Annotated in this window: 18 protein-coding genes; 9 read left to right on the top strand and 9 right to left on the bottom strand. The window is 29.7% G+C overall.

All coding sequences use genetic code 11. The features are described from left to right. Positions 1-43: 43 nt before the first annotated feature. Both CKL_RS08680 and CKL_RS08675 read right to left on the bottom strand, forming a co-directional pair. A complete protein-coding gene (locus CKL_RS08680; protein WP_012102162.1) occupies positions 44-721 on the bottom strand; it encodes a zf-HC2 domain-containing protein in 678 nt (225 codons plus the stop codon). A 1-nt stretch (position 722) separates the two neighbouring features. Beyond that, entirely contained in the window at positions 723-1,202 is a 480-nt protein-coding gene (locus CKL_RS08675; RefSeq protein WP_012102161.1) for an RNA polymerase sigma factor, read from the bottom strand. Between the two features lie 177 nt (positions 1,203-1,379). Between CKL_RS08675 and lexA the strand changes: the two genes are divergently transcribed. The 4 genes from lexA to CKL_RS08655 all read left to right on the top strand — a co-directional run bounded on the left by lexA (position 1,380) and on the right by CKL_RS08655 (position 8,529). Beyond that, positions 1,380-3,827 (top strand): transcriptional repressor LexA, encoded by a 2,448-nt coding sequence (gene lexA / locus CKL_RS08670; protein WP_012102160.1) that lies wholly within the window; start codon positions 1,380-1,382, stop codon positions 3,825-3,827. 73 nt (positions 3,828-3,900) lie between these two features. Then, complete coding sequence (locus tag CKL_RS08665; protein WP_012102159.1) at positions 3,901-4,332, top strand: HD domain-containing protein; 432 nt, start codon at positions 3,901-3,903, stop codon at positions 4,330-4,332. Between the two features lie 139 nt (positions 4,333-4,471). Then, complete coding sequence (gene metE, locus CKL_RS08660; RefSeq protein ID WP_012102158.1) at positions 4,472-6,760, top strand: 5-methyltetrahydropteroyltriglutamate--homocysteine S-methyltransferase; 2,289 nt, start codon at positions 4,472-4,474, stop codon at positions 6,758-6,760. After that, positions 6,757-8,529 (top strand): bifunctional homocysteine S-methyltransferase/methylenetetrahydrofolate reductase, encoded by a 1,773-nt coding sequence (locus tag CKL_RS08655; RefSeq protein ID WP_012102157.1) that lies wholly within the window; start codon positions 6,757-6,759, stop codon positions 8,527-8,529. Before metE ends, CKL_RS08655 begins: the two co-directional genes overlap by 4 nt. Positions 8,530-8,638: 109 nt before the next feature. Here CKL_RS08655 and CKL_RS08650 read toward each other — a convergent pair whose 3' ends face one another. After that, positions 8,639-9,523, bottom strand: a complete 885-nt coding sequence (locus CKL_RS08650) for an HD-GYP domain-containing protein (RefSeq protein WP_012102156.1) — start codon at positions 9,521-9,523, stop codon at positions 8,639-8,641. A 398-nt stretch (positions 9,524-9,921) separates the two neighbouring features. Beyond that, a complete protein-coding gene (locus CKL_RS08645; protein WP_012102155.1) occupies positions 9,922-11,508 on the bottom strand; it encodes a serpin family protein in 1,587 nt (528 codons plus the stop codon). 404 nt (positions 11,509-11,912) lie between these two features. Here CKL_RS08645 and CKL_RS08640 point away from each other — a divergent pair, with 404 nt between their 5' ends. The 5 genes from CKL_RS08640 (at position 11,913) to anfO (ending at position 15,962) form a co-directional block, all read left to right on the top strand. Continuing rightward, positions 11,913-12,323: a GNAT family N-acetyltransferase gene (locus CKL_RS08640; protein WP_012102154.1), complete on the top strand. Its 411-nt coding sequence runs from the start codon at positions 11,913-11,915 to the stop codon at positions 12,321-12,323. A 224-nt stretch (positions 12,324-12,547) separates the two neighbouring features. Beyond that, a complete protein-coding gene (locus tag CKL_RS08635; protein ID WP_012102153.1) occupies positions 12,548-13,609 on the top strand; it encodes a homocitrate synthase/isopropylmalate synthase family protein in 1,062 nt (353 codons plus the stop codon). Positions 13,610-13,765: 156 nt separating this feature from the next. Beyond that, positions 13,766-14,575 (top strand): homocitrate synthase, encoded by an 810-nt coding sequence (locus tag CKL_RS08630; RefSeq protein ID WP_012102152.1) that lies wholly within the window; start codon positions 13,766-13,768, stop codon positions 14,573-14,575. 43 nt (positions 14,576-14,618) lie between these two features. Continuing rightward, positions 14,619-15,248: a NifB/NifX family molybdenum-iron cluster-binding protein gene (locus CKL_RS08625; RefSeq protein WP_012102150.1), complete on the top strand. Its 630-nt coding sequence runs from the start codon at positions 14,619-14,621 to the stop codon at positions 15,246-15,248. A 75-nt stretch (positions 15,249-15,323) separates the two neighbouring features. Further along, positions 15,324-15,962 (top strand): Fe-only nitrogenase accessory protein AnfO, encoded by a 639-nt coding sequence (anfO, locus tag CKL_RS08620; protein WP_012102148.1) that lies wholly within the window; start codon positions 15,324-15,326, stop codon positions 15,960-15,962. Between the two features lie 98 nt (positions 15,963-16,060). Here the strand turns inward: anfO and CKL_RS08615 are convergent, their stop codons facing one another. From CKL_RS08615 to CKL_RS08595, 5 genes are all read right to left on the bottom strand, one after another. Further along, a complete protein-coding gene (locus CKL_RS08615; protein ID WP_012102147.1) occupies positions 16,061-16,432 on the bottom strand; it encodes a P-II family nitrogen regulator in 372 nt (123 codons plus the stop codon). Between the two features lie 17 nt (positions 16,433-16,449). Further along, positions 16,450-16,776 carry a P-II family nitrogen regulator gene (locus CKL_RS08610; protein WP_012102145.1) on the bottom strand — a complete coding sequence of 109 codons (327 nt, stop codon included), beginning with the start codon at positions 16,774-16,776 and terminating at the stop codon, positions 16,450-16,452. Between the two features lie 99 nt (positions 16,777-16,875). Then, positions 16,876-17,472: a hypothetical protein gene (locus CKL_RS08605; RefSeq protein WP_012102144.1), complete on the bottom strand. Its 597-nt coding sequence runs from the start codon at positions 17,470-17,472 to the stop codon at positions 16,876-16,878. Beyond that, a complete protein-coding gene (locus CKL_RS08600) occupies positions 17,462-18,322 on the bottom strand; it encodes an ImmA/IrrE family metallo-endopeptidase (protein WP_012102143.1) in 861 nt (286 codons plus the stop codon). The genes CKL_RS08605 and CKL_RS08600 overlap by 11 nt, the downstream gene beginning before the upstream one ends. Further along, positions 18,282-18,650 (bottom strand): helix-turn-helix domain-containing protein, encoded by a 369-nt coding sequence (locus CKL_RS08595; RefSeq protein WP_012102142.1) that lies wholly within the window; start codon positions 18,648-18,650, stop codon positions 18,282-18,284. The genes CKL_RS08600 and CKL_RS08595 overlap by 41 nt, the downstream gene beginning before the upstream one ends. Positions 18,651-19,122 lie beyond the last annotated feature (472 nt).

Here is a 19,122-nt window from a genome sequence, read left to right as displayed (position 1 = left end):
ATATAGGGGAAAAGTGAAATTAGATAATTATTTTCACGACCTTTTAATCTCTGATATTAAACATATCTTCTACCTCCTGACTTGCTTTTGGCAAAGGCATATCTTCTTTCCAAATTAAAATGTTATCTTTATATGTACCCCAATATAATGCTTTGCTTTGTTTTTCTTTAGGATTAAAATCATAATACATGTCTGCAAGGCCTGCTAAAGTATCTTTTTTTTGTTTTTGTTTTATCACAGAACGAACCGGTTTTACATAAAAATTCCCTTTTTTATCTGTATTGAAATTACATTGATTCAATATATATCCATCTATCAATTTAACATGATAGGCAATTCTACCGTCAGAAAGTCTGCATACGTCAGTGATTTTAATTACATCTGTAGATACATTTATAATATTCCATCTAAATAATCCTATGTATATACCTGCAGCAAAGGCAAAAAATAAAGTGGCGTAAATAAGTCCTTTTATAAAAGATTTTACCTTGGATTTTTTCCATAATTTTGATATGTTTTTAATGACATTAGTATCCTTTCTATCCATAGTGTTATTTTTAAATGCAATTTTTATTTCAGTGTCAATATTTTTAAGTTCCCTTTGGCAATCTTCACAAAAAGTGAGGTGTTCCTCCACTATTTTTTTGCTGTCATCACTGCATACCTTATCATGATATAAAGGAAGCAAATCTTTTATAACTTTACATGAAATATTATTCATATCATTGTTCTCCTTTCATTAAATTTTGTATTTTCTGTTTTGCACGATAAAATGTAACTCTTGCCCAGCTTTCAGTTTTTTCGAAAATTTCACAGATTTGTTTAAAAGACAATTCTCCAAATACCCTGAGAGTAAATACTTCTTTATAAGGTTCATCCATACAATGCAAAGCCTTATGTATTTCAAAGGCTTGCTCTCTATCATATAGAATACTTTCAAAATTGTTGTCAGTTAGCTTGGGTGGCTCATCATATACATAACGTTTTTGATGTTTTTGGTGGGAAAAGTATGTATTTTTAGCTATTTGACAAAGCCACACCTTAATTTTGCAATTTCCTCTGAATTTATCAATATTTTTGAGGGCTTTGAAAAAAGTTTCCTGGGTAATTTCCTCTGCAAGTACTTTATTTTGGCTCAGTGTAAGAATAAACCTATAAACATCCTCAAAATAGAGATTATAGATTTTTTCGAAATTTTTCACATTATTATCCCCCTTATATAAATATGACTTATTAAAATTTAATTTGTTACAAAAAATAATGAGCAGTTTACATGTAAAATTCTATCATATTAATAATGCTGGATTTTTGATAAAAAAGTAAAAATAAGTTATAATATGAACATAATGTGCGAATTTTACATTTGGGGGGATATGTATATGCAGCTTAATGTAGAACAAAAGAAATTAGTTCAATTAAGGCCTTCTGGTCATAGTCTTATAAGAGGAGTGGCAGGCTCGGGAAAAACTACAGTGGCAGTAAATAGAATATCATTTTTACTTAACCACTATTGTTTTGAAAAACAGGATAGAATATTGGTAATAACTTTTAATAGAACTCTCATTAATTATATAAAGTATATATATGAAAAAATACAAGAGGAAGATAATATTGATTTTCAGAGTTTATTTCAAGTGGATTCCTCTAAAGTTGAAATATATAATATAGATAAGGTTGTATATAAATATTATAAAAAATATAGTAAAAATAACAGAGTGAAGTATGATTTAGCTGATAATAATGTTAAATACACCCTAATTAATGAATCTATTGCACAAATGGGCAAAGTTTTTAAAGAAATCTCAATATTAGATATAAAAAATTCCCAATTTTTATTAGATGAGATAGAATGGATTAAAGCCTGTAACTATATGGAATTGGAAGAATATCAAAATGTAGATAGGATAGGAAGAACCTTAAAAAAGAGCGGCGAAAGTCCTCAAAAGCTCATGAAAAATTCCGAGATAAGAAGAGTAATATTTGAACTTATGACACTCTATAATAAAAAATTAAGAAAATCAGGACATATTGATTTTGGAGATATGGCTCTTATGGCTTTGGAAGAAGCCAAAAGTAATGTGGTGAAAAAGTATACTCATATAATAGTAGATGAAAGCCAGGATCTTACAAGAACTCAATTGGAATTTTTAAAAAATCTTTATTTGCAAAAAGAATATTCAAGTTTTATGTTTGTAGCAGATACTGCTCAGAGTATATACACTCATTCATGGCTTGTAAAGGGGAGAAGTTTTGCAAGTATAGGGTTTGATATGACTGGAAAGAGCAATATCTTATCTAAAAGTTACAGGACCACTACACAAATATCTCAGGCTGCTTACAGCTTGATAGAGAAAGACATAAATATTGTGGAGGATGATAACTATGTAAAACCTTCATTGATTGATAAGCAAGGTTCATATCCTGTATATGGAGGGTTTGCTAGTGAAAAGGAACAATCCATTTATATAATAAAACAAATAAATACTTTGTGCAGAAAATACAGTTTAAGAGATATAGTAATAGTCGCAAAGAATAGAACTATATTAAATAATATGAAACGTAATTTGGAGCAGAATAAAATCCCCAATATTCTGGTAAGTAAGAATGATGAAAATTTTGACAGTGACAATATTAAACTTATAACTATGCATTCCATTAAGGGATTGGAGTTTAAAGTAGTTATAATAGTTGGCTTAAATGAAGGTACTATACCGCATATTTCTTATGGCGGTTCAGAGGAACAAAAAATACAGGAATCAATAGAAAGAAAGCTTTTATATGTGGGTATGACCAGGGCCACGGAGAAATTGTATTTAACCAGCAGTGGAAAACCTTCCAGGTTTATAGAAGATATAAATCCTAAATTTTTAAAAATAAAAGATAACTGCAGACTAAGTAAACTATATAAAGTAGATTTGGATAAATATTATTTCAAAGATGTTATATTAGATCTGTATTCCAATGAAGAAAAAGTTAGACAGTGGTTTTTAAGAGAATTGCAGCAAACTTATAAATATCCTGAAGACCTATTAAAAGTAGAATATAAAATTAATAGTTTTTCTAAAATTGGATTTGCAGATGTGTGTGTACAAATATATAGTAATGATACACAAGTACCCTATATATTGGCTGAAGTTAAGACTTCAGGAATGCCATTGTCTGATGCACTAAGCCAGTTGAAAAGCTATATGAGTAACTGCAGCAGCTGTCAATATGGATTAGTTACTAATGGGTTTCAGTGCATTGTAATAAATAAAGATTTTGAAGAAATAAGTGATGTACCTGAATTTAATGTAAATATGCTTCCTCAAAATACAGAAAATTATAAATATATGGATTTGAAACACGATAAAAAGTTCACAATTACCTTCGATTCAGATAGTTTTCATGAAATAATTGTAAAAGATAATGATGAAGAAGAACAATATACAGCAGAAGATTTAAGTTCATTTAAAATATATAATAGTATAGCATCTGGAAGTCCAATTTTTATGAATTCAAATTATGAGGATTTATTAAGGCTGCCGGTACATTGGTTTAATAATAATGAAGAGCATTTTGTGCTTAAAGTAAAAGGAGACAGTATGATAGAAGCCAATATAGATAATGGAGATTTAGTGGTTATAAAAAAACAAAATGCTGCGGATAACCGTGATATTGTGGCAGTTGCAATAGATATGGAAAATGCCACCTTAAAAAGATTCAGGAAAATGGGAGATACAGTACTTTTAATACCGGAAAATGAAGAATATGAGCCAATACAGGTAAGAAGCAATCAGGTAAAAATACTTGGAATAGTTGTGGGAATAATGAAGAAATGCAGCTAAGACAATTAACTAAATCGGATTATAGATATTATTGAAGAAATAAGTATCTATAAATTTAGAGGAGATTTTGTACATGTTAAATAAAGCAATCCAAATAGCAGTTAAAGCTCATGAGGGACAAGTCGATAAGGGTGGAAATCCTTATATTTTACATCCACTTAGAGTAATGCTTTCCTGTAATAGTGAAATCGAAAGAATATGTGCTGTACTTCATGATGTTGTAGAGGATACTCCTGTGACCTTTGAGGATATAAGAGAACAAGGATTTTCTGATGAAATTGTAAATGCTCTAGGTTGTTTAACCAGGCATAAAGGGGAGAGCTATGATGATTTTATTCGAAGAGTGCTTAAGAATAAAATTGCCTGCAGTGTAAAGCTTGCTGACCTGGCCGATAACATGGATTTAACTCGTATAAGTAGTCCTACGGATAAAGATGAAAGAAGAATAAAAAAATATAAGAAGGCATTTTATAAAATTTCTGAAGCATTAACTGCAGTAAAATAAAGGGATATAACTTAACTCTATATAGTCTCTGTTATAGTTTATAACTATAACAAGTAATAGTTTTTGGGATTTACACTATAGGTAAGAATTTTTGTTATGATTAACTTAGAAAAAATTTTTGCTGAAAGGATATAGTGTTATGAAAAACTCAATTATTGGTTATCCTAGAATAGGTGAACTTCGTGAACTGAAATTTTGGACAGAGGATTATTTTAAAGGAAATTTGTCTTTGGAAAAGCTGCAGCAAAATGTTAAAGATTTAAGAAAAAATCAATGGAAACTGTTAGAACAGGCAGGTATTGATTTTATACCGTCAAATGATTTTTCCTTTTATGATGGAATGCTTGATATGGCAGCTCTTTTAAATGTAATACCGGATAATTATAAATTTTTAGGTCTTAACAAATTAGATACCTATTTTGCAATGGCCAGAGGATATCAAGGAGAAAAAGGCGATGTTAAAGCACTTCCCATGAAGAAATGGTTTAATACAAATTATCATTATATAGTACCGATAGTGGAAGACAATACGGAAATTAAGTTAAATAGTGAGGAACTTTTTAATCAGTATACTGAGGCTCTGGAGATTGGAATTAAAACAAAGCCTGTAATTATAGGTGGATTTACTTTTCTCAAACTAGCCCATTATAACGGCACAAAAAAAATAGATGATTTTATTGAAGATATAGTGAAGGCATATGGAGATATTTTTATAGAATTAAATAAATTAGGAGTGGAATGGGTACAGATTGATGAACCTATTTTAGTTATGGATTTAAGTGAAAATGATATAGAAATATTCAAAAGAATATATACAGGATTATTAAAAAATAAAGGTAAACTTAACATATTAATTCAAACGTATTTTGGGGATATCAGAGATTGTTATGGGGAAGTGACCTCCCTTGGCTTTGATGGAATAGGGCTGGATTTTGTAGAGGGAAAAAAATCTTTAGAGTTAATTAAAGATATGGGATTTCCGGAGGATACATTTCTTTTTGCAGGCATAATAAATGGAAAAAATATATGGAAAAATTCTTATGAGAAGTCCTTTATAATTCTAAATGAACTTTCAAGGCATGTCAAAAAAGAGAACATTGTAATAAATACCTCTTGCTCTTTATTGCATGTTCCTTATACTTTAAAAAATGAAGAAAAACTATCTGAAGATTATAAATCCCATTTTGCTTTTGCAGAAGAAAAACTGGTAGAATTAGCCGAATTAAAGGAGCTTTTTGGTGATACAAATTATATAGCTTCAAATAAATATAAAAATAATATTTCCCTGTTTACAAAAAAGTTAAATAGTTATAACTCTGAAGTAAAGAAAAAAGTTGAAAATTTAACTGAAAAAGATTTTATAAGACTTCCAAAGTTTGATGAAAGAGCAAAAATCCAAAAGGATTTTTTCAAACTTCCACTGCTTCCAACTACTACAATAGGTTCTTTTCCACAGACCTCTGAAGTAAAATCAACCAGGGCCAAATTTAAAAGAGGCGAGATTACAAAAGAGCAGTATGTAAAAAAGTTAAAGGAAAAAATTAAGGAATGTATAGAACTTCAAGAGAAAATTGGACTTGATGTTTTAGTACATGGTGAATTTGAAAGAAATGATATGGTAGAGTATTTTGGAGAAAATTTTAATGGTTTCTTATTTACGCAAAGAGCATGGGTTCAGTCTTATGGTACGCGTTGTGTTAAACCTCCTATAATATGGGGAGATGTATCCAGGGCAAAGCCTATTACAGTTGAATACTCTAAATATGCTCAAAGTCTTACATCAAAGCCTGTAAAGGGCATGCTTACAGGCCCTGTAACTATTCTTAACTGGTCTTTTCCACGGGAGGATATTTCATTAAATGAAATGGCTTTTCAAATTGCGCTGGCTATTAAGGAAGAGATTTTAGACCTTGAAGCTAATGGCATTAATATAATTCAAGTAGATGAAGCTGCATTAAAAGAGAAACTCCCTCTTAGAAAGAGCAGTTGGCACAGTGAATATTTGGATTGGGCAATTCCTGCGTTTAGGCTGGTTCACAGCAGCAGCAAGGCAACTACTCAAATACATACACATATGTGTTATAGTGAATTTGAAGAAATAGTAAAAGATATTGATTTTATGGATGCAGATGTAATTTCTTTTGAAGCATCACGTTCAAATCTATCCATTGTTGAAGCTTTAAATAAAAATAATTTTATTACTGCAGTGGGACCTGGTGTCTATGATATTCATTCACCTAGAGTACCTGGTGTAGAAGAAATTGTTAAAGGAATTAATTCAATGCTCGAAAAAATTAATAAAGAAAAGCTTTGGATAAATCCAGACTGTGGATTAAAAACCCGGGGTGAAAAAGAAACTGTACCAAGTCTTAAAAATCTTGTGGAGGCAACCAAAAAAGTAAGGAATAAATTAGGAGAGTATGTATGAATATAAAAGAAAAACCTTTAATTTTTGACGGGGCAATGGGAACATATTACCCTCGTATTTCTAAAGATCCACTGCCTAAATGTGAGCTTGCAAATATCTATGATAGAAATACTATACTAAAAATACACAGGGAATATATAGAGGCAGGCTGCATGGCAATTAAAACCAATACTTTCGGGGCAAATAAAGTTAGCCTTGAAAGTGATTTTAATAAGGTAAAAGAAGTTATTATAAATGGGTATGAAATCGCAAAAGAGGCCGCAAAGGACACCGAGGTTTTAGTTTTTGCAGATATTGGACCAATCCCATTTTTAGAAAGTATGGATTTATACGAAGGGTATAAAGAAATAGTGGATTTGTTTTTAGAACTTGGAGCAAAATATTTTATATTTGAAACTTTCAGCAGTGATGAATATCTAAGGGAAATCTCTGAATATATAAAGGGAAAAGATCCGGAAGCATATATTTTGATGGAGTTTGCAGTTTCACCAGAAGGTTATACAAGAGTTGGAAAGTCGGGAAAAAAACTTATAGAAAATATTTTAAAGATACCAACTATTGATGCCTGTGGTTTTAATTGTTTTTCCGGTCCTTATCATTTACTGCAGTATATTAAAACTTTTAATATAGGAAATGAAACCATATCTGTTATGCCGAATTCTGGTTACCCTACAGTGATAGATAACCGAACCTTTTTTGACAATACTAAAGAATATTTTGCCCAGCGAATGCTGGAAATTGCAAAACAGGGGGTGTCTATTTTAGGGGGATGCTGTGGTACAACTCCAGAATTCATAAGAGAAACTGTTATAAAGTTAAAAAAATTATCTAAATCAGAAATTGTTTTAAAAAAACAGGCAGAAAAAATTCACACTGAAAAACCAGTTGTTAAAAATGTACTTTTAGAAAAAATTAATAAAGGTAAAAAAATTATCGCAGTGGAGCTGGATCCTCCCATTGATACAGAAGTAGATTTCTTTTTAAATAGTGCTAGAACTCTTAAAGAACAGGAAATTGATGCCATAACCATTGCAGATTGCCCTATTGCAAGGGCAAGAGTAGACAGCAGTCTTTTAGCCTGTAAGCTAAAAAGGGAATTAGACATCACAACTATTCCCCATATGACCTGCAGAGATAGGAATATAAATGCTACAAAAGCACTGCTTTTAGGGTTGAATATTGAAGGGGTAAATAATGTTTTGGTGGTGACTGGAGATCCCATACCATCGGCCGAGAGGGATGAAGTTAAGGCAATGTTCAGTTTTAATTCTGCAATACTTGCAAATTATATTACCAATTTAAATGATACAATATTTTCATCTCCTTTTAATATCTGTGGTGCTCTAAATGTGAATTCAAGAAATTTTAATACTGAACTTAAACGAGCCAAAACCAAAATAGAAAATGGTATAGCTGTGTTTTTGACACAGCCTATTTTAACAGAAGAAGCCCTGGAAAACTTAAAACTGGCGCGCAGAGAATTAACTGCCAGGATATTAGGGGGAATTATTCCAGTTGTAAGCTACAGAAATGCATGCTTTATGAATAATGAAATTTCCGGAATAAGGGTTTCAGAAGAAATTATAAAACAATATAAGGATGTTTCAAAAGAAGAGGCAGTTAAACTTGCAGTAAAAATATCTACCGATATTGCAGAGCAAATTTACCCCTATGTAGATGGATATTATCTCATTACGCCTTTTAAGAGAATTGATATTATTTCTGAAATTATTAACAATATCAAGGCAAAAAACACCATTACAATATAGTAGTGGTGTTTTTTATTTTATCCACGGCAATTAGCTAATATTCCCGCATTATTCAAAGTATAATATAAGCAATGCTGCGGTCTATAAGTTCTTCTGAAATTCATTGGTACTAAAGTACTTCTTCTATGAATATAGTATTTTCTACACCTAAATCCACATCTTTTGCTTCACTTAAAGATCTATTTACTCTATTAAAATATATACGAACAATAGGTCTTGGACCTAAATTTTTTCTCACATTGACAACTACACCAACTTCTTTAGTGGTTAATCTCACTAAAGAACCTAATGGTATATTGTTTCCTTTAAGTTCTTCGGGAAAACCGGAGCCGTTCCATCTTTCATGATGATAGTGTATAATTTCTGTGATTTCGGGAGAGAGATTCTTTTCTTTTGCAAAATAATAACCGTATATGGGGTGCTGCTGCCACAATAAGGTTTGCTGAGGAGTCATTTCATGCAAATCAATTAAAAAAGGCATTTCACATAATCCTATGTCGTGCAGTAATGCACCGGCACCTATAATGTACATTTGATTTTTACCAAGTCCCATTGCTCCAGCTACTAAAAGTGATATGGCACAAGTATTTACACTATGTTTAAATAAATATTCATTGTTCAATATTTTCATTTCAGTACAGAAATTCAAAATAATTTCATCTTCAATTAATTCTGAAACAACTTCTCTTGCAATTTTCGATACATGGACCATATTATCAGAAGTATTTGCCTCCAGAGAATCAGGAGCATGTTTTATAATTTCCAGATCCAATGCTTGTTTGAGTTCTTTAGAAATAGTCTCCGTAGGTTTTACAAATAAGGTATATCGATCTACTATTTTCACTGTAGATATACCATTTTGTTTTAGGAGTTTAATAGTTGCTTCTGAAAGTATTGTGCCGCCCACTAACAATAATTTGCCAGTTTGTTTACAGTAGATAGAATCTCCTAAAACCATACCTTGTATTAGTTCATCAGTGTAAATTCTAATCATTTTATAACACCCTCTTTATTATATTTTAATAGAAAATAATATAATATTGTATAATATTGTTATTTTAATGGATATTAATATAGAATTTAAAAACATATTTAATGTATTAAATTGTACGATAATCTTTCCATTATTAAGTTAATTATAATAATAACATAGAAAAGACATAAAATAATTATATCTTACAGAAATTTTTGCTAATTTATTTAAAAGAATTCTAATATGTAATGCAGTGAAGTTATACTAATTTGTAATGGGATGTGGAGGCGATATTTGTTGAATAATGAATCCTAATTTTTAAAGGAGATTTTATATTTCATGCTCTTAAGACTTGAAAAAGGAAATTAAATAAAAAGATTTATCCCAAACTAGACTGAGATAAATCTTCTATTTATAATTTAATTTGTTGGCTCTGTATCTGATGCATTTGGATTGTCCAACTTTCCCATAAAGGATATGGCTCCTGTCTTGGTATCTCTTATAATAAAGAAGAAAGGTCTGTTTGCCTTAAAATAAATTGGATTACCAGGAGGTGCAGAAGTAGGATTCATGATTACAGCTGTAGCTGCAGCTGCTTCTGTGCCCTGTTCATCTACACTTATATAAGCTTTGTGTTTTATTTTATTTATGTATAAGGATTCCTGGCTTGTTATGGTATTGGTTATAAGCTTTGTAAAATTTGCTTCTTTAGAGTTGAAAGCTTTATCCATTCCTAAAGCTTTTAATGTATCATTTAAATCTACATCATAGTACATTTTAAATTTAGGAATTTGCTGCAGAACATAGGTGCTCTTAAAGTTATTTATCCATGTATCAAATTTTTCTTTAGTAATACTTTTGGTAAAATCATTTATGCTTACATCTTTATTAGGTAAAAATATATCCATTTCCATATTGTCGTAATAAGGCAGTGAAATTGCCTGAAAATTTGGTCCTTCCAGATAATTTACATAAGAAGTATTCTGCATAGTATCTATATTTAGTTTATTGCCATTAGATAAAGTGAAATCTTCTTTTTTTGTATTACCAGTTGAAAATTGATCTTCCCATTTCCCTTTAAAATATAGAGAATTAATTAAAATGGCTCCGGTATCTTTATCTATACTATCCAGTATTTTTTTTATTTGACCTTCCGTATGATTATTAACCCATTTATTTATTTTCACTAAAGTATCTGCATCCTCAAAATCTTCCGAACTTGCATCTGAAGCATAATATTTTTCAGCTGTATCTTTAAAATCACTGTTGAGAGCTATTTGCTTATTTGTCCATATTGAGTTTGCCATTTTCAAGTCAGTTGATTTTAAATTGTTGTAATAGTCTAATAGGCTATAATACTGTTTATTAATATCACTGTCACTTATATTTTTAAGTCCCATGCAATTTAACATTTCTTGTTTTGTTTCTTCAGCTGCTCCATTTTGGGTCATGGCAAGTATGCTGGATATACTTAAAGGGGAAATGATCATGTTTTCAGTATTATCTTCTGATATTAAATTTTTCATTAAATTAAATGCAAAAGTATTGTTTGCCGTAATTATAGAAGTAGTTTCATCTATGTTTATAGTTCCTATATCATTGGTTGTAAATTTCATCTGTATGTCATTTTTAAGTGATCTGCCCGGCTCTTTAAATACTATATCCTTAGAGATATTAAGATAGTATGTTTGTCCTATCTTGTAACCTTCTTCTGGAGGATCTACATAAACATATTTTCCAGAACTGTCTGTAGAAATTTTTACATTTATAAAGTTTCCTTGAGAGCCTTTTACATTTATAAATAGGGAATTTTCATCTACCGGTGTTCTGAATTTTATAGTCCAGGTTTTCATTGTACTTATATTTTGCTTGGCCTCCAGTTGAGTTATCTGTGACTTTTCATCTGAGTCTGCATGTATAACTGGGGTGAAATGGGTATACGTTGTCATAAATAACATAAGAAAAAATAGTGGAACAATTTTTTTTCGCTTGCTTTTATTAAGCATATTGCATCACTCTCCCTTAATCCTCATAATATTCCACATAATATTATAATAATATGAATGGTATTTTAAAGCAAATTGAAATTTTATATATTTTAATAAAATAAGTAATAAGTATCCAAGTACATATAAGTATGGCTTTTACCTATACCTACTAGAGGAGAGGGCAATAAATAAAAAAGGTATATGTAAAAAATGTTATAATTTGTAGTATAACTGCAAATTATAAATATTATATTGTTATATAAAACATTGTATTTTTAATAAATTAATAAATAATTATTTAAAAAACTTGACTTTTGATAAAATAGAAAATATAATAATACGAAACAAAGTAAAACATAATAAAGCTGCCAGGTGTGGATTGAGGTGATTTAATTCTTATAGGGATAGGAGGAATTTTCACTATGAAAATGGATCTAAGCATAAGGAGAGCTGACCAGGGTGATATTGAAATGATGACTCAGTTGTTAAAAGTCCTTTTTTCCATTGAGGAAGATTTTATTTTCAATGAGGAAAAGCAAAGGAGAGGTCTTGAAAGCATGCTTAAAGACCAGGAAAATCGGTGTGTATTTATAGCGGAGTATAATGGTCAAATTGTGGGAATGGTCTCAGGCCAAGCTTTGCTCTCAACTGCTGAGGGAGGCATATCTGTAGTGGTAGAAAATTTAATTGTCAAAGAGGTTTACAGGAAACGGAGTATTGGAAAAGAACTCCTTTTTAAAATAGAGAAATGGGCAGATTTAAAGAAGGCAAAAAGACTACAGCTCTTAGCGGAGAATGATAACTTTCCCGCGTTAAATTTTATAGGCATTTAAACTGGAATAATACAGGTCTTATGTGTTTAAATAAAAAGTATATATAGACTATATGAATGGAAACATGAGAGTATACTTTTTAGTTTTGTGAAGGAAATGCCAGAAGTATACTCAAAAAATGAATTAGAATATATTAAATTCTAACCCTATATAACTTATTATAACATAAAATGTCATTATTACTGTCTATTTTAAATGTTAATTAAATAAAGGAGGGGTGCGTTATGTCAGTCATAATAAAGCACAATAAAAAATTTATTATAGATAGAACTTTACCGGAAATTATGAAAAGATCAGAGAAGATTCATGAAAATATGATAAAAAATTTTTTAATATTATTAAAGGAAATAGGTGTGGATTTAATAGAGATAAATAAGAGCACTTTAAATAAAATTAAAAATTTGCCTAGAGACTTAGATTATATATACAGTATAGATGATATTTGTGATATATATTTTTTGAATAAATGTGAATTTGAATTTAAATATATAGCTGTGGATTATGAAAAAGCGGTTACTTTTAATAAGGATATTTTAAATAGACTAAAGGATAGGAAAATAATACTTGAGGCAGACATTAAAATTTTAGATAAATTGTTTTCAAGTGAAGGTAATAAAATTTTTAATAAGTTGCACATAAGCTGTGTGAGAATAAAAGGTATTGTAAAATACAATTTATCAAGATGGAGCGGATTAATAGAAAATATAAAAACTCATTTTTCTACAGATGTGGACTTTTGTCCTGATAATAGATTTTATATGGCAACGGCAATAGCTATGGAAGCTTGTTCAGATGGTGCAGATTTTATAACCGCAGCTTTTAATGGACAAATTTATGGATTTGCATCTCTAGAAGAAGTTGTCTTAGGCCTTAAAGTGATAAAAAAGGGAGAAGTGTCTGGAAATTTAAAGCTAATAGGTGAACTGGCAAAGGCATATACGCAGCTGACAGGGGAAAAAGTCTACTGTATGAAGGCTGTAATTGGAGAAGATATATTTAAATATGAATCTGGTATTCATGTGGATGGAATAGCAAAAAATCCATATACTTATGAACCTTATAATCCCTATGATATTGGAGAAAAGAGGACCATGTATATAGGAAAACATTCAGGGAAAAAAGCGGTAATGCTGCGTCTTAAAGAGTTAAATATAGATTATGAGGGAATTAATGGAAATAATTTTTTAAGTAGAATAAGGGAAGTAAGCATTAAATTAAAGAGAAATATTTTTGATGAGGAATTAATTCAAATTTATAATGATTTTAAAAATACCTGTTTACAATAAGATAGTTTTGTTATCACATATATAAATGTAAGTTGTCCACTGAGTAAAACTGGCTGTCATCTAGCTGGAATTTGCAAATTTGAAAAGTCCGTGAATTACACATTGAAAAAAATTGTGAATTGTTAATTGTGCATTGAAAAAGAGGGGGGATGTAAGTTGAATGTTAATATTGTGGATACTACTTTGAGAGATGGAGAACAAAAGGCTTGTGTAGCATTAGGTATAAAAGAAAAAGTAGAAATTGCCAAAATTATAAATGATATGGGTATTACTCAGATAGAAGCGGGAATAGCATCTATGGGGGGAGATGAAAAGGCAAGTATTAAAAAAATTGTAAATCTCAATTTAAACAGCAAGATATCATCATGGAATAGAATGAATATAGATGATATAAACCATTCCATAGATTGCGGCGTGGATATAATCCATATATCCATTCCTTCATCAGATCTCCAAATTAAATCTAAATTAGGAAAAGATAGAAACTGGGTTGTAAATACTATAAAAAAATGTATCGATTACACTTTAGGCAAAGGATATGAGATATCCGTGGGATTGGAAGATGCCAGTAGGGCAGATATAAATTTTTTAGTTGAATTATGTGAAACTGTTTTTCAAATGGGAGTAGAGAGAGTAAGATATGCAGATACAGTGGGTATTTTATATCCGGGGAAAATTTTTTATCATATAAATAAATTGAGACAGGAGGTACCTGTGGAAGTAGAGGTACACACACATAATGATTTTGGAATGGCACTTGCCAATTCTTTGGCAGCAGTAGAGGCCGGAGCTGCATTTGTGGATTGTACTGTCACTGGTATAGGGGAACGGGCCGGCAATTGCGATTTTGTAAAGTTCGCTAAAGTTTTATATATGCTGGAAGGTAACACGGTGTCCTGTAGAGATTTTGATGATTTGATGGAAATGGAACAACAAATTAAAGATATCATAAAATTGTCAGAGTAATTAAGAATCACTTGATTTGTATAGAAATAGGAAGGAGATTACTATGGGGATGTACATGGTAAGTTATGATTTAAGTCATCCGGATTACAATAATGAAAAAGTGAAAGAGACTATACAAAGTTATGAAGATTGGTGCCATTATCTGGATATAACTACCTACGTAATAAAAACTTCTGCATCTTATGAAGATATAAGAAATTCTTTGAGTGAATTTTTAATAGGTACTGACAGGCTAGTTATTTGTGAAATTCCTAATCCTGAAGTGTGGGTTACAAATAAAAAGTTGAATTGGAGAAATAAAACCTATGATGCCAGACATAAAAAAAATAATTATAAATTGGCAATCTCAAGTAAGACAGGTGAGAATATAGATGAACATTTTGGACATACTGATAGATTTTATATTTATTCCTATGATGAAAATGGCATTAATTTTATAGAAACAAGAAAAGTTTACAGGTACGGTATAGGAGTTGAGGAATGTAGTAACCATGATAAGAAAATTTCTAAAATACTAGAAACTGTAGAAGACTGTGATATTGTGCTAACTTTAAAAATGGGAGTACAGGCTATAAAGAAACTAGAACAGAAAGGCATTAAAGTAATTCAGATAAATACAACTGTAGATAAAGGAATTGAGAAAGCTTTAGAAGAGATTATAATAATGAATTAAATTGTTAAAATATTATTGTGAAAGGGGGATTATTATACTAAATTTATAATATATTATAAACTTAGTATAGAGATTATGAATAAAGAAATTGCAGTATTAGAAAATTATAATGGAGAAATAGCTTCTTTTTCAGAACCAGGTTTAGTTAAAGTATATACTAAACAGGATAAAGAATGGAAGATAAAGGATGAAATAATTTTTTCAATATACAAAATAACCGATGTAAATTTGATTCGAGAAAGAATTATAAAGATGGTAGAATCTTTAGGACAATGTAAAATTTTTGTAGGAAGAAAAATTGGAGGAATTCCCTACAGCATTTTAGAGAGATTTGAAGTGAATTCCTGGGAAATAACTGGAAGACCTGATGAATTTCTAGATCATGTCATGGAAAAAGAGGAGGATGAAGAGCGTAAATTATTAGAATCTTCTCCAAAATCTCAAGATAAGTATGTATGTGAACCTGTTAAGATTGGACAAGAAGGACGTTATTTTTTAGATCTTGTTAAGGTGCAACAACAGAATCCAAATATTACTACCAAACAAATATTAGTTCCATTTTTTAAAAATCAAACCTTTTCTGAACTTGTAATAAGCTGCAGTCATGTCCCAAAGTGGTTTGAAAATGGATTGGATAATTTTAATTTAAAGGCTGATGCTCAAATAGAAGAAAAGGGCCGGTTTAAGGTAACTGTTAAATATAAGATATGTTGAGGCCAGGCCTATTTTACAATAATTCAATAGAAAAAGGATTTATTAGGTAGTGTAAAACAACATAATAAATCCTTTTTTATTGACAGATAATTCTTATATTATAAAGCCAGTACACCTGTTTCTGAAGTTCTTATTCGTATAACCTCAGTGACATCTTTTACAAATATTTTCCCGTCTCCTGGGTTATGAGTTTGATTTGTGCTAATAATTATATCTACTACTTCTTGTACATCCTGGTCATTTACCATTATTGTAAACAATCTTTTGGATATTAGTCTGTGTTGTTCAGACAAATTTTCTGCTTGGTGTCTATTTATAGATATTTCACCATTAGATACCTTAAGATCTACCATTTTTTTACCGCGTCCAAGAACTTTTCTACAGGTAAAACAAGGAAATCCCGCTTTTTTCAAATTAGTTGCAGTTTTACTCACCATATTCATTCTAATAATAGCGTTAATTTCTTTCATAGTGTCATCTCCTTTATTTAAAGTTCTTTAGAGCCTGTACTTATTGTGTAAACTTCGTCTACAGGTGCTGTAAAAATTTTACCGTCTCCAAATGCCCCTTCTTCTCCAGTTTTTGCTGTGCGTATTATAGTATCTATTACTTCATCTTTGTCAGTGTCATTTATAACAATCATGAGCATTTCCTTAGGAATTTCATCATAATGTATGGAACCCACTTGAAGTCCCTGCTGCTTCCCCCTTCCTACAACATCATATTTTGTAACAGCCGGAAAACCTGCATTTGAAAGTGCGGATAAAACTGACTCTACTTTTTCTGGTCTTATAATAGCTTTAATCATTAACATAGAATTTCCTCCTAACGAAAGTTATTTATTTTATGAACGTTCTTAATTTGAACGTTATTATCTTTAATTTTAGGTATCAACTATAATATTTAAGAGTATCTAAATTTTCCATATATCATCGAAACATCTTTTTCTGTTTTTTATATTTCCTTTACTGCAGGTGTAGCAAAAAATTTTTTTTGCTTCCCGCCTGGTAATGTCACATTCTGGGTTGTGCCTTATCCAATGAATAATATTTTTTAATCTGAACATATTAATATCATTTATTCCTGTATTTAAGAGTCTTTTAATTATTGGCTTAAGTCCGCCTTCGTCAGACATAAATATAGTTATACTTAATGCTTTCGCAATGGCGAGTGAATACACTTCTCCTAAATGGCCGTGTCTTTTACAGAGATTTTCAAGGCCTATATACTCTTCACATAAAATTTTAAATGAATCCTTGTACACGCTATATCCAATTTTATCAAGTATATTTCTTGGATATAATATCTCTAATTTTTTCACAGCAATTAATTGTTCCAGCTGCTCTCTTTTTGTGAGAATTTCTTCCTTATAAACATATTCGTGTATGTAAGCCTTATCTGTTATATTATCAATGATTTTTACAAAAGCATTTATATCTTCAAATTGTACTAACTTATAATAAATATCCGCATCTAAAATTAAACAGTCGTATTTTCCATTATAAGTCATAAGGTATCTCTTCTAATCCTTCTTCTGAAAGATGTTTAGGTAATTTTTTTTTCACACCAAGTTTTTCAGGTGTTAAATCAAATAATTTTAATACATACTTTAATTTATCATAAGTTCTTACAGTCATCTCATAAGAATTAATTGCTAAATCGATAAAGTTAGAGAAGCTCTTAATTCTTGTCAGTTCGTTGTTTCTAGAACACAAACCAAGTCTATTTTGTAATTGAAATATGGAATTATCACAATTAATATCAATTAATTCTTCATATTTTTCATAGGATATCTTACCTATGCAATATAATTTTAGTACCATAGGTTTGTAAGGAAATAAAAATATATCCATTAGCCTTATAATATCTTCCATAGTTATAGAATCTAGTCTATTTATTTTCATTTTTAGAAGTTGTGATTCTAAAATTATATCTTTTACCAATAACTCAGAGGCAAAATAATTTGCTAGCAGTTCATTTTTATCTATGTTCTCCATACTATCAAAGACATAATCAAAAATTTTATCCTTTACAAGAAGTTCTTCATGATTTTCGGCAATACCAATAATATGTGCAAATTCATGAGCTGCTGTAAATATTTGTATTTCATAGGGCATGAAGGTATTTATGAAGATAATATTTTCTTTGAAATGATTATTGTCTGCTTTAACATAAAAAGCACACACATTATCCTTGATAGGATAATAGAGTACTTTACCTACTGATTCTAATAGTTTAAACATATCATCCTTTATTATAGGATTAATGATGTGATTTTCTTCTATTAATATATTAATTTTGGATTTGATACTTTTGATGTCATTTTCCAGAAGTATTCTTTTTAGATAATTTGAATTCATGCAAATCTTCCTCCATATTTATATATTCTTCAATTATGAAATATATAAGTTTAAAATTATCTTTGTTGTAAAAGCTGTTAATGAATTTTTCGGATAAATTATCTTCACAATAAATTTTTTTCTCTTCCCTTAAAAGCTTTTCTGGATCCACATCTAAAGTATCTGCAATTTTAGCTATTTCAACAGCATTTAGTGCTTTCTTACCTTGTACAATTTGTTTAAATACCTCATCTGAAACTCCAATCTTATGGGCAAACATAGATTGAGTCCAATTTTTTTTATTAAGTTCAATAAGAATGCTATTTCCAATTACTTCAAAGAAATTCACTGCAAGCACCTCACCATTATTTTTGAATTTCAGGTGATACATCTTTTATTTAATATCAGTCCTTAATGTTCAATAAAGTATGATAATATTTTTATACTAAACATAATATTTTGATATAAAAATTTATATTACACAATATAAATGGATGTTTTTAATATATTTTATATTGTTTCGTATTATTATATTTTTTATTTCGATAAAAGTCAAGTTATTGTAATGGATTTTGATTTAATATGAGATAAGCTTTTATTATGAAATTCCAAAATAATATAGTAAATCGTTTGTAAAGACAATAAATAATTAACTATTTATCAATAAATTATAGTTTTTCTGATAAATAATCAAAATGCTATTGCAATTTACGAAACATTACATTACAATATTAACAATATAATAATATAGTGTTTTAAACAAATTGAAATAAATTCGCATAAAAACGTTATGTGATATCATTGCTATTAAAAATTAGAAA

Source organism: Clostridium kluyveri DSM 555 (assembly GCF_000016505.1).
Lineage (GTDB): Bacteria > Bacillota > Clostridia > Clostridiales > Clostridiaceae > Clostridium_B > Clostridium_B kluyveri.
Note: the sequence above shows the minus strand (reverse complement) of the source record. Positions and strands in the feature narration are given on the sequence as shown.

Bases quoted from the DNA above. Each gene is read 5' to 3' on its own strand.
- CKL_RS08680 (WP_012102162.1), bottom strand. From the start codon at position 721: ATGAATAATATTTCATGTAAAGTTATAAAAGATTTGCTTCCTTTATAT.
- lexA (WP_012102160.1), top strand. From the start codon at position 1,380: ATGCAGCTTAATGTAGAACAAAAGAAATTAGTTCAATTAAGGCCTTCT.
- CKL_RS08665 (WP_012102159.1), top strand. From the start codon at position 3,901: ATGTTAAATAAAGCAATCCAAATAGCAGTTAAAGCTCATGAGGGACAA.
- metE (WP_012102158.1), top strand. From the start codon at position 4,472: ATGAAAAACTCAATTATTGGTTATCCTAGAATAGGTGAACTTCGTGAA.
- CKL_RS08655 (WP_012102157.1), top strand. From the start codon at position 6,757: ATGAATATAAAAGAAAAACCTTTAATTTTTGACGGGGCAATGGGAACA.
- CKL_RS08650 (WP_012102156.1), bottom strand. From the start codon at position 9,523: ATGATTAGAATTTACACTGATGAACTAATACAAGGTATGGTTTTAGGA.
- CKL_RS08645 (WP_012102155.1), bottom strand. From the start codon at position 11,508: ATGCTTAATAAAAGCAAGCGAAAAAAAATTGTTCCACTATTTTTTCTT.
- CKL_RS08640 (WP_012102154.1), top strand. From the start codon at position 11,913: ATGAAAATGGATCTAAGCATAAGGAGAGCTGACCAGGGTGATATTGAA.
- CKL_RS08635 (WP_012102153.1), top strand. From the start codon at position 12,548: ATGTCAGTCATAATAAAGCACAATAAAAAATTTATTATAGATAGAACT.
- CKL_RS08625 (WP_012102150.1), top strand. From the start codon at position 14,619: ATGGGGATGTACATGGTAAGTTATGATTTAAGTCATCCGGATTACAAT.
- anfO (WP_012102148.1), top strand. From the start codon at position 15,324: ATGAATAAAGAAATTGCAGTATTAGAAAATTATAATGGAGAAATAGCT.
- CKL_RS08615 (WP_012102147.1), bottom strand. From the start codon at position 16,432: ATGAAAGAAATTAACGCTATTATTAGAATGAATATGGTGAGTAAAACT.
- CKL_RS08610 (WP_012102145.1), bottom strand. From the start codon at position 16,776: ATGTTAATGATTAAAGCTATTATAAGACCAGAAAAAGTAGAGTCAGTT.
- CKL_RS08605 (WP_012102144.1), bottom strand. From the start codon at position 17,472: ATGACTTATAATGGAAAATACGACTGTTTAATTTTAGATGCGGATATT.
- CKL_RS08600 (WP_012102143.1), bottom strand. From the start codon at position 18,322: ATGAATTCAAATTATCTAAAAAGAATACTTCTGGAAAATGACATCAAA.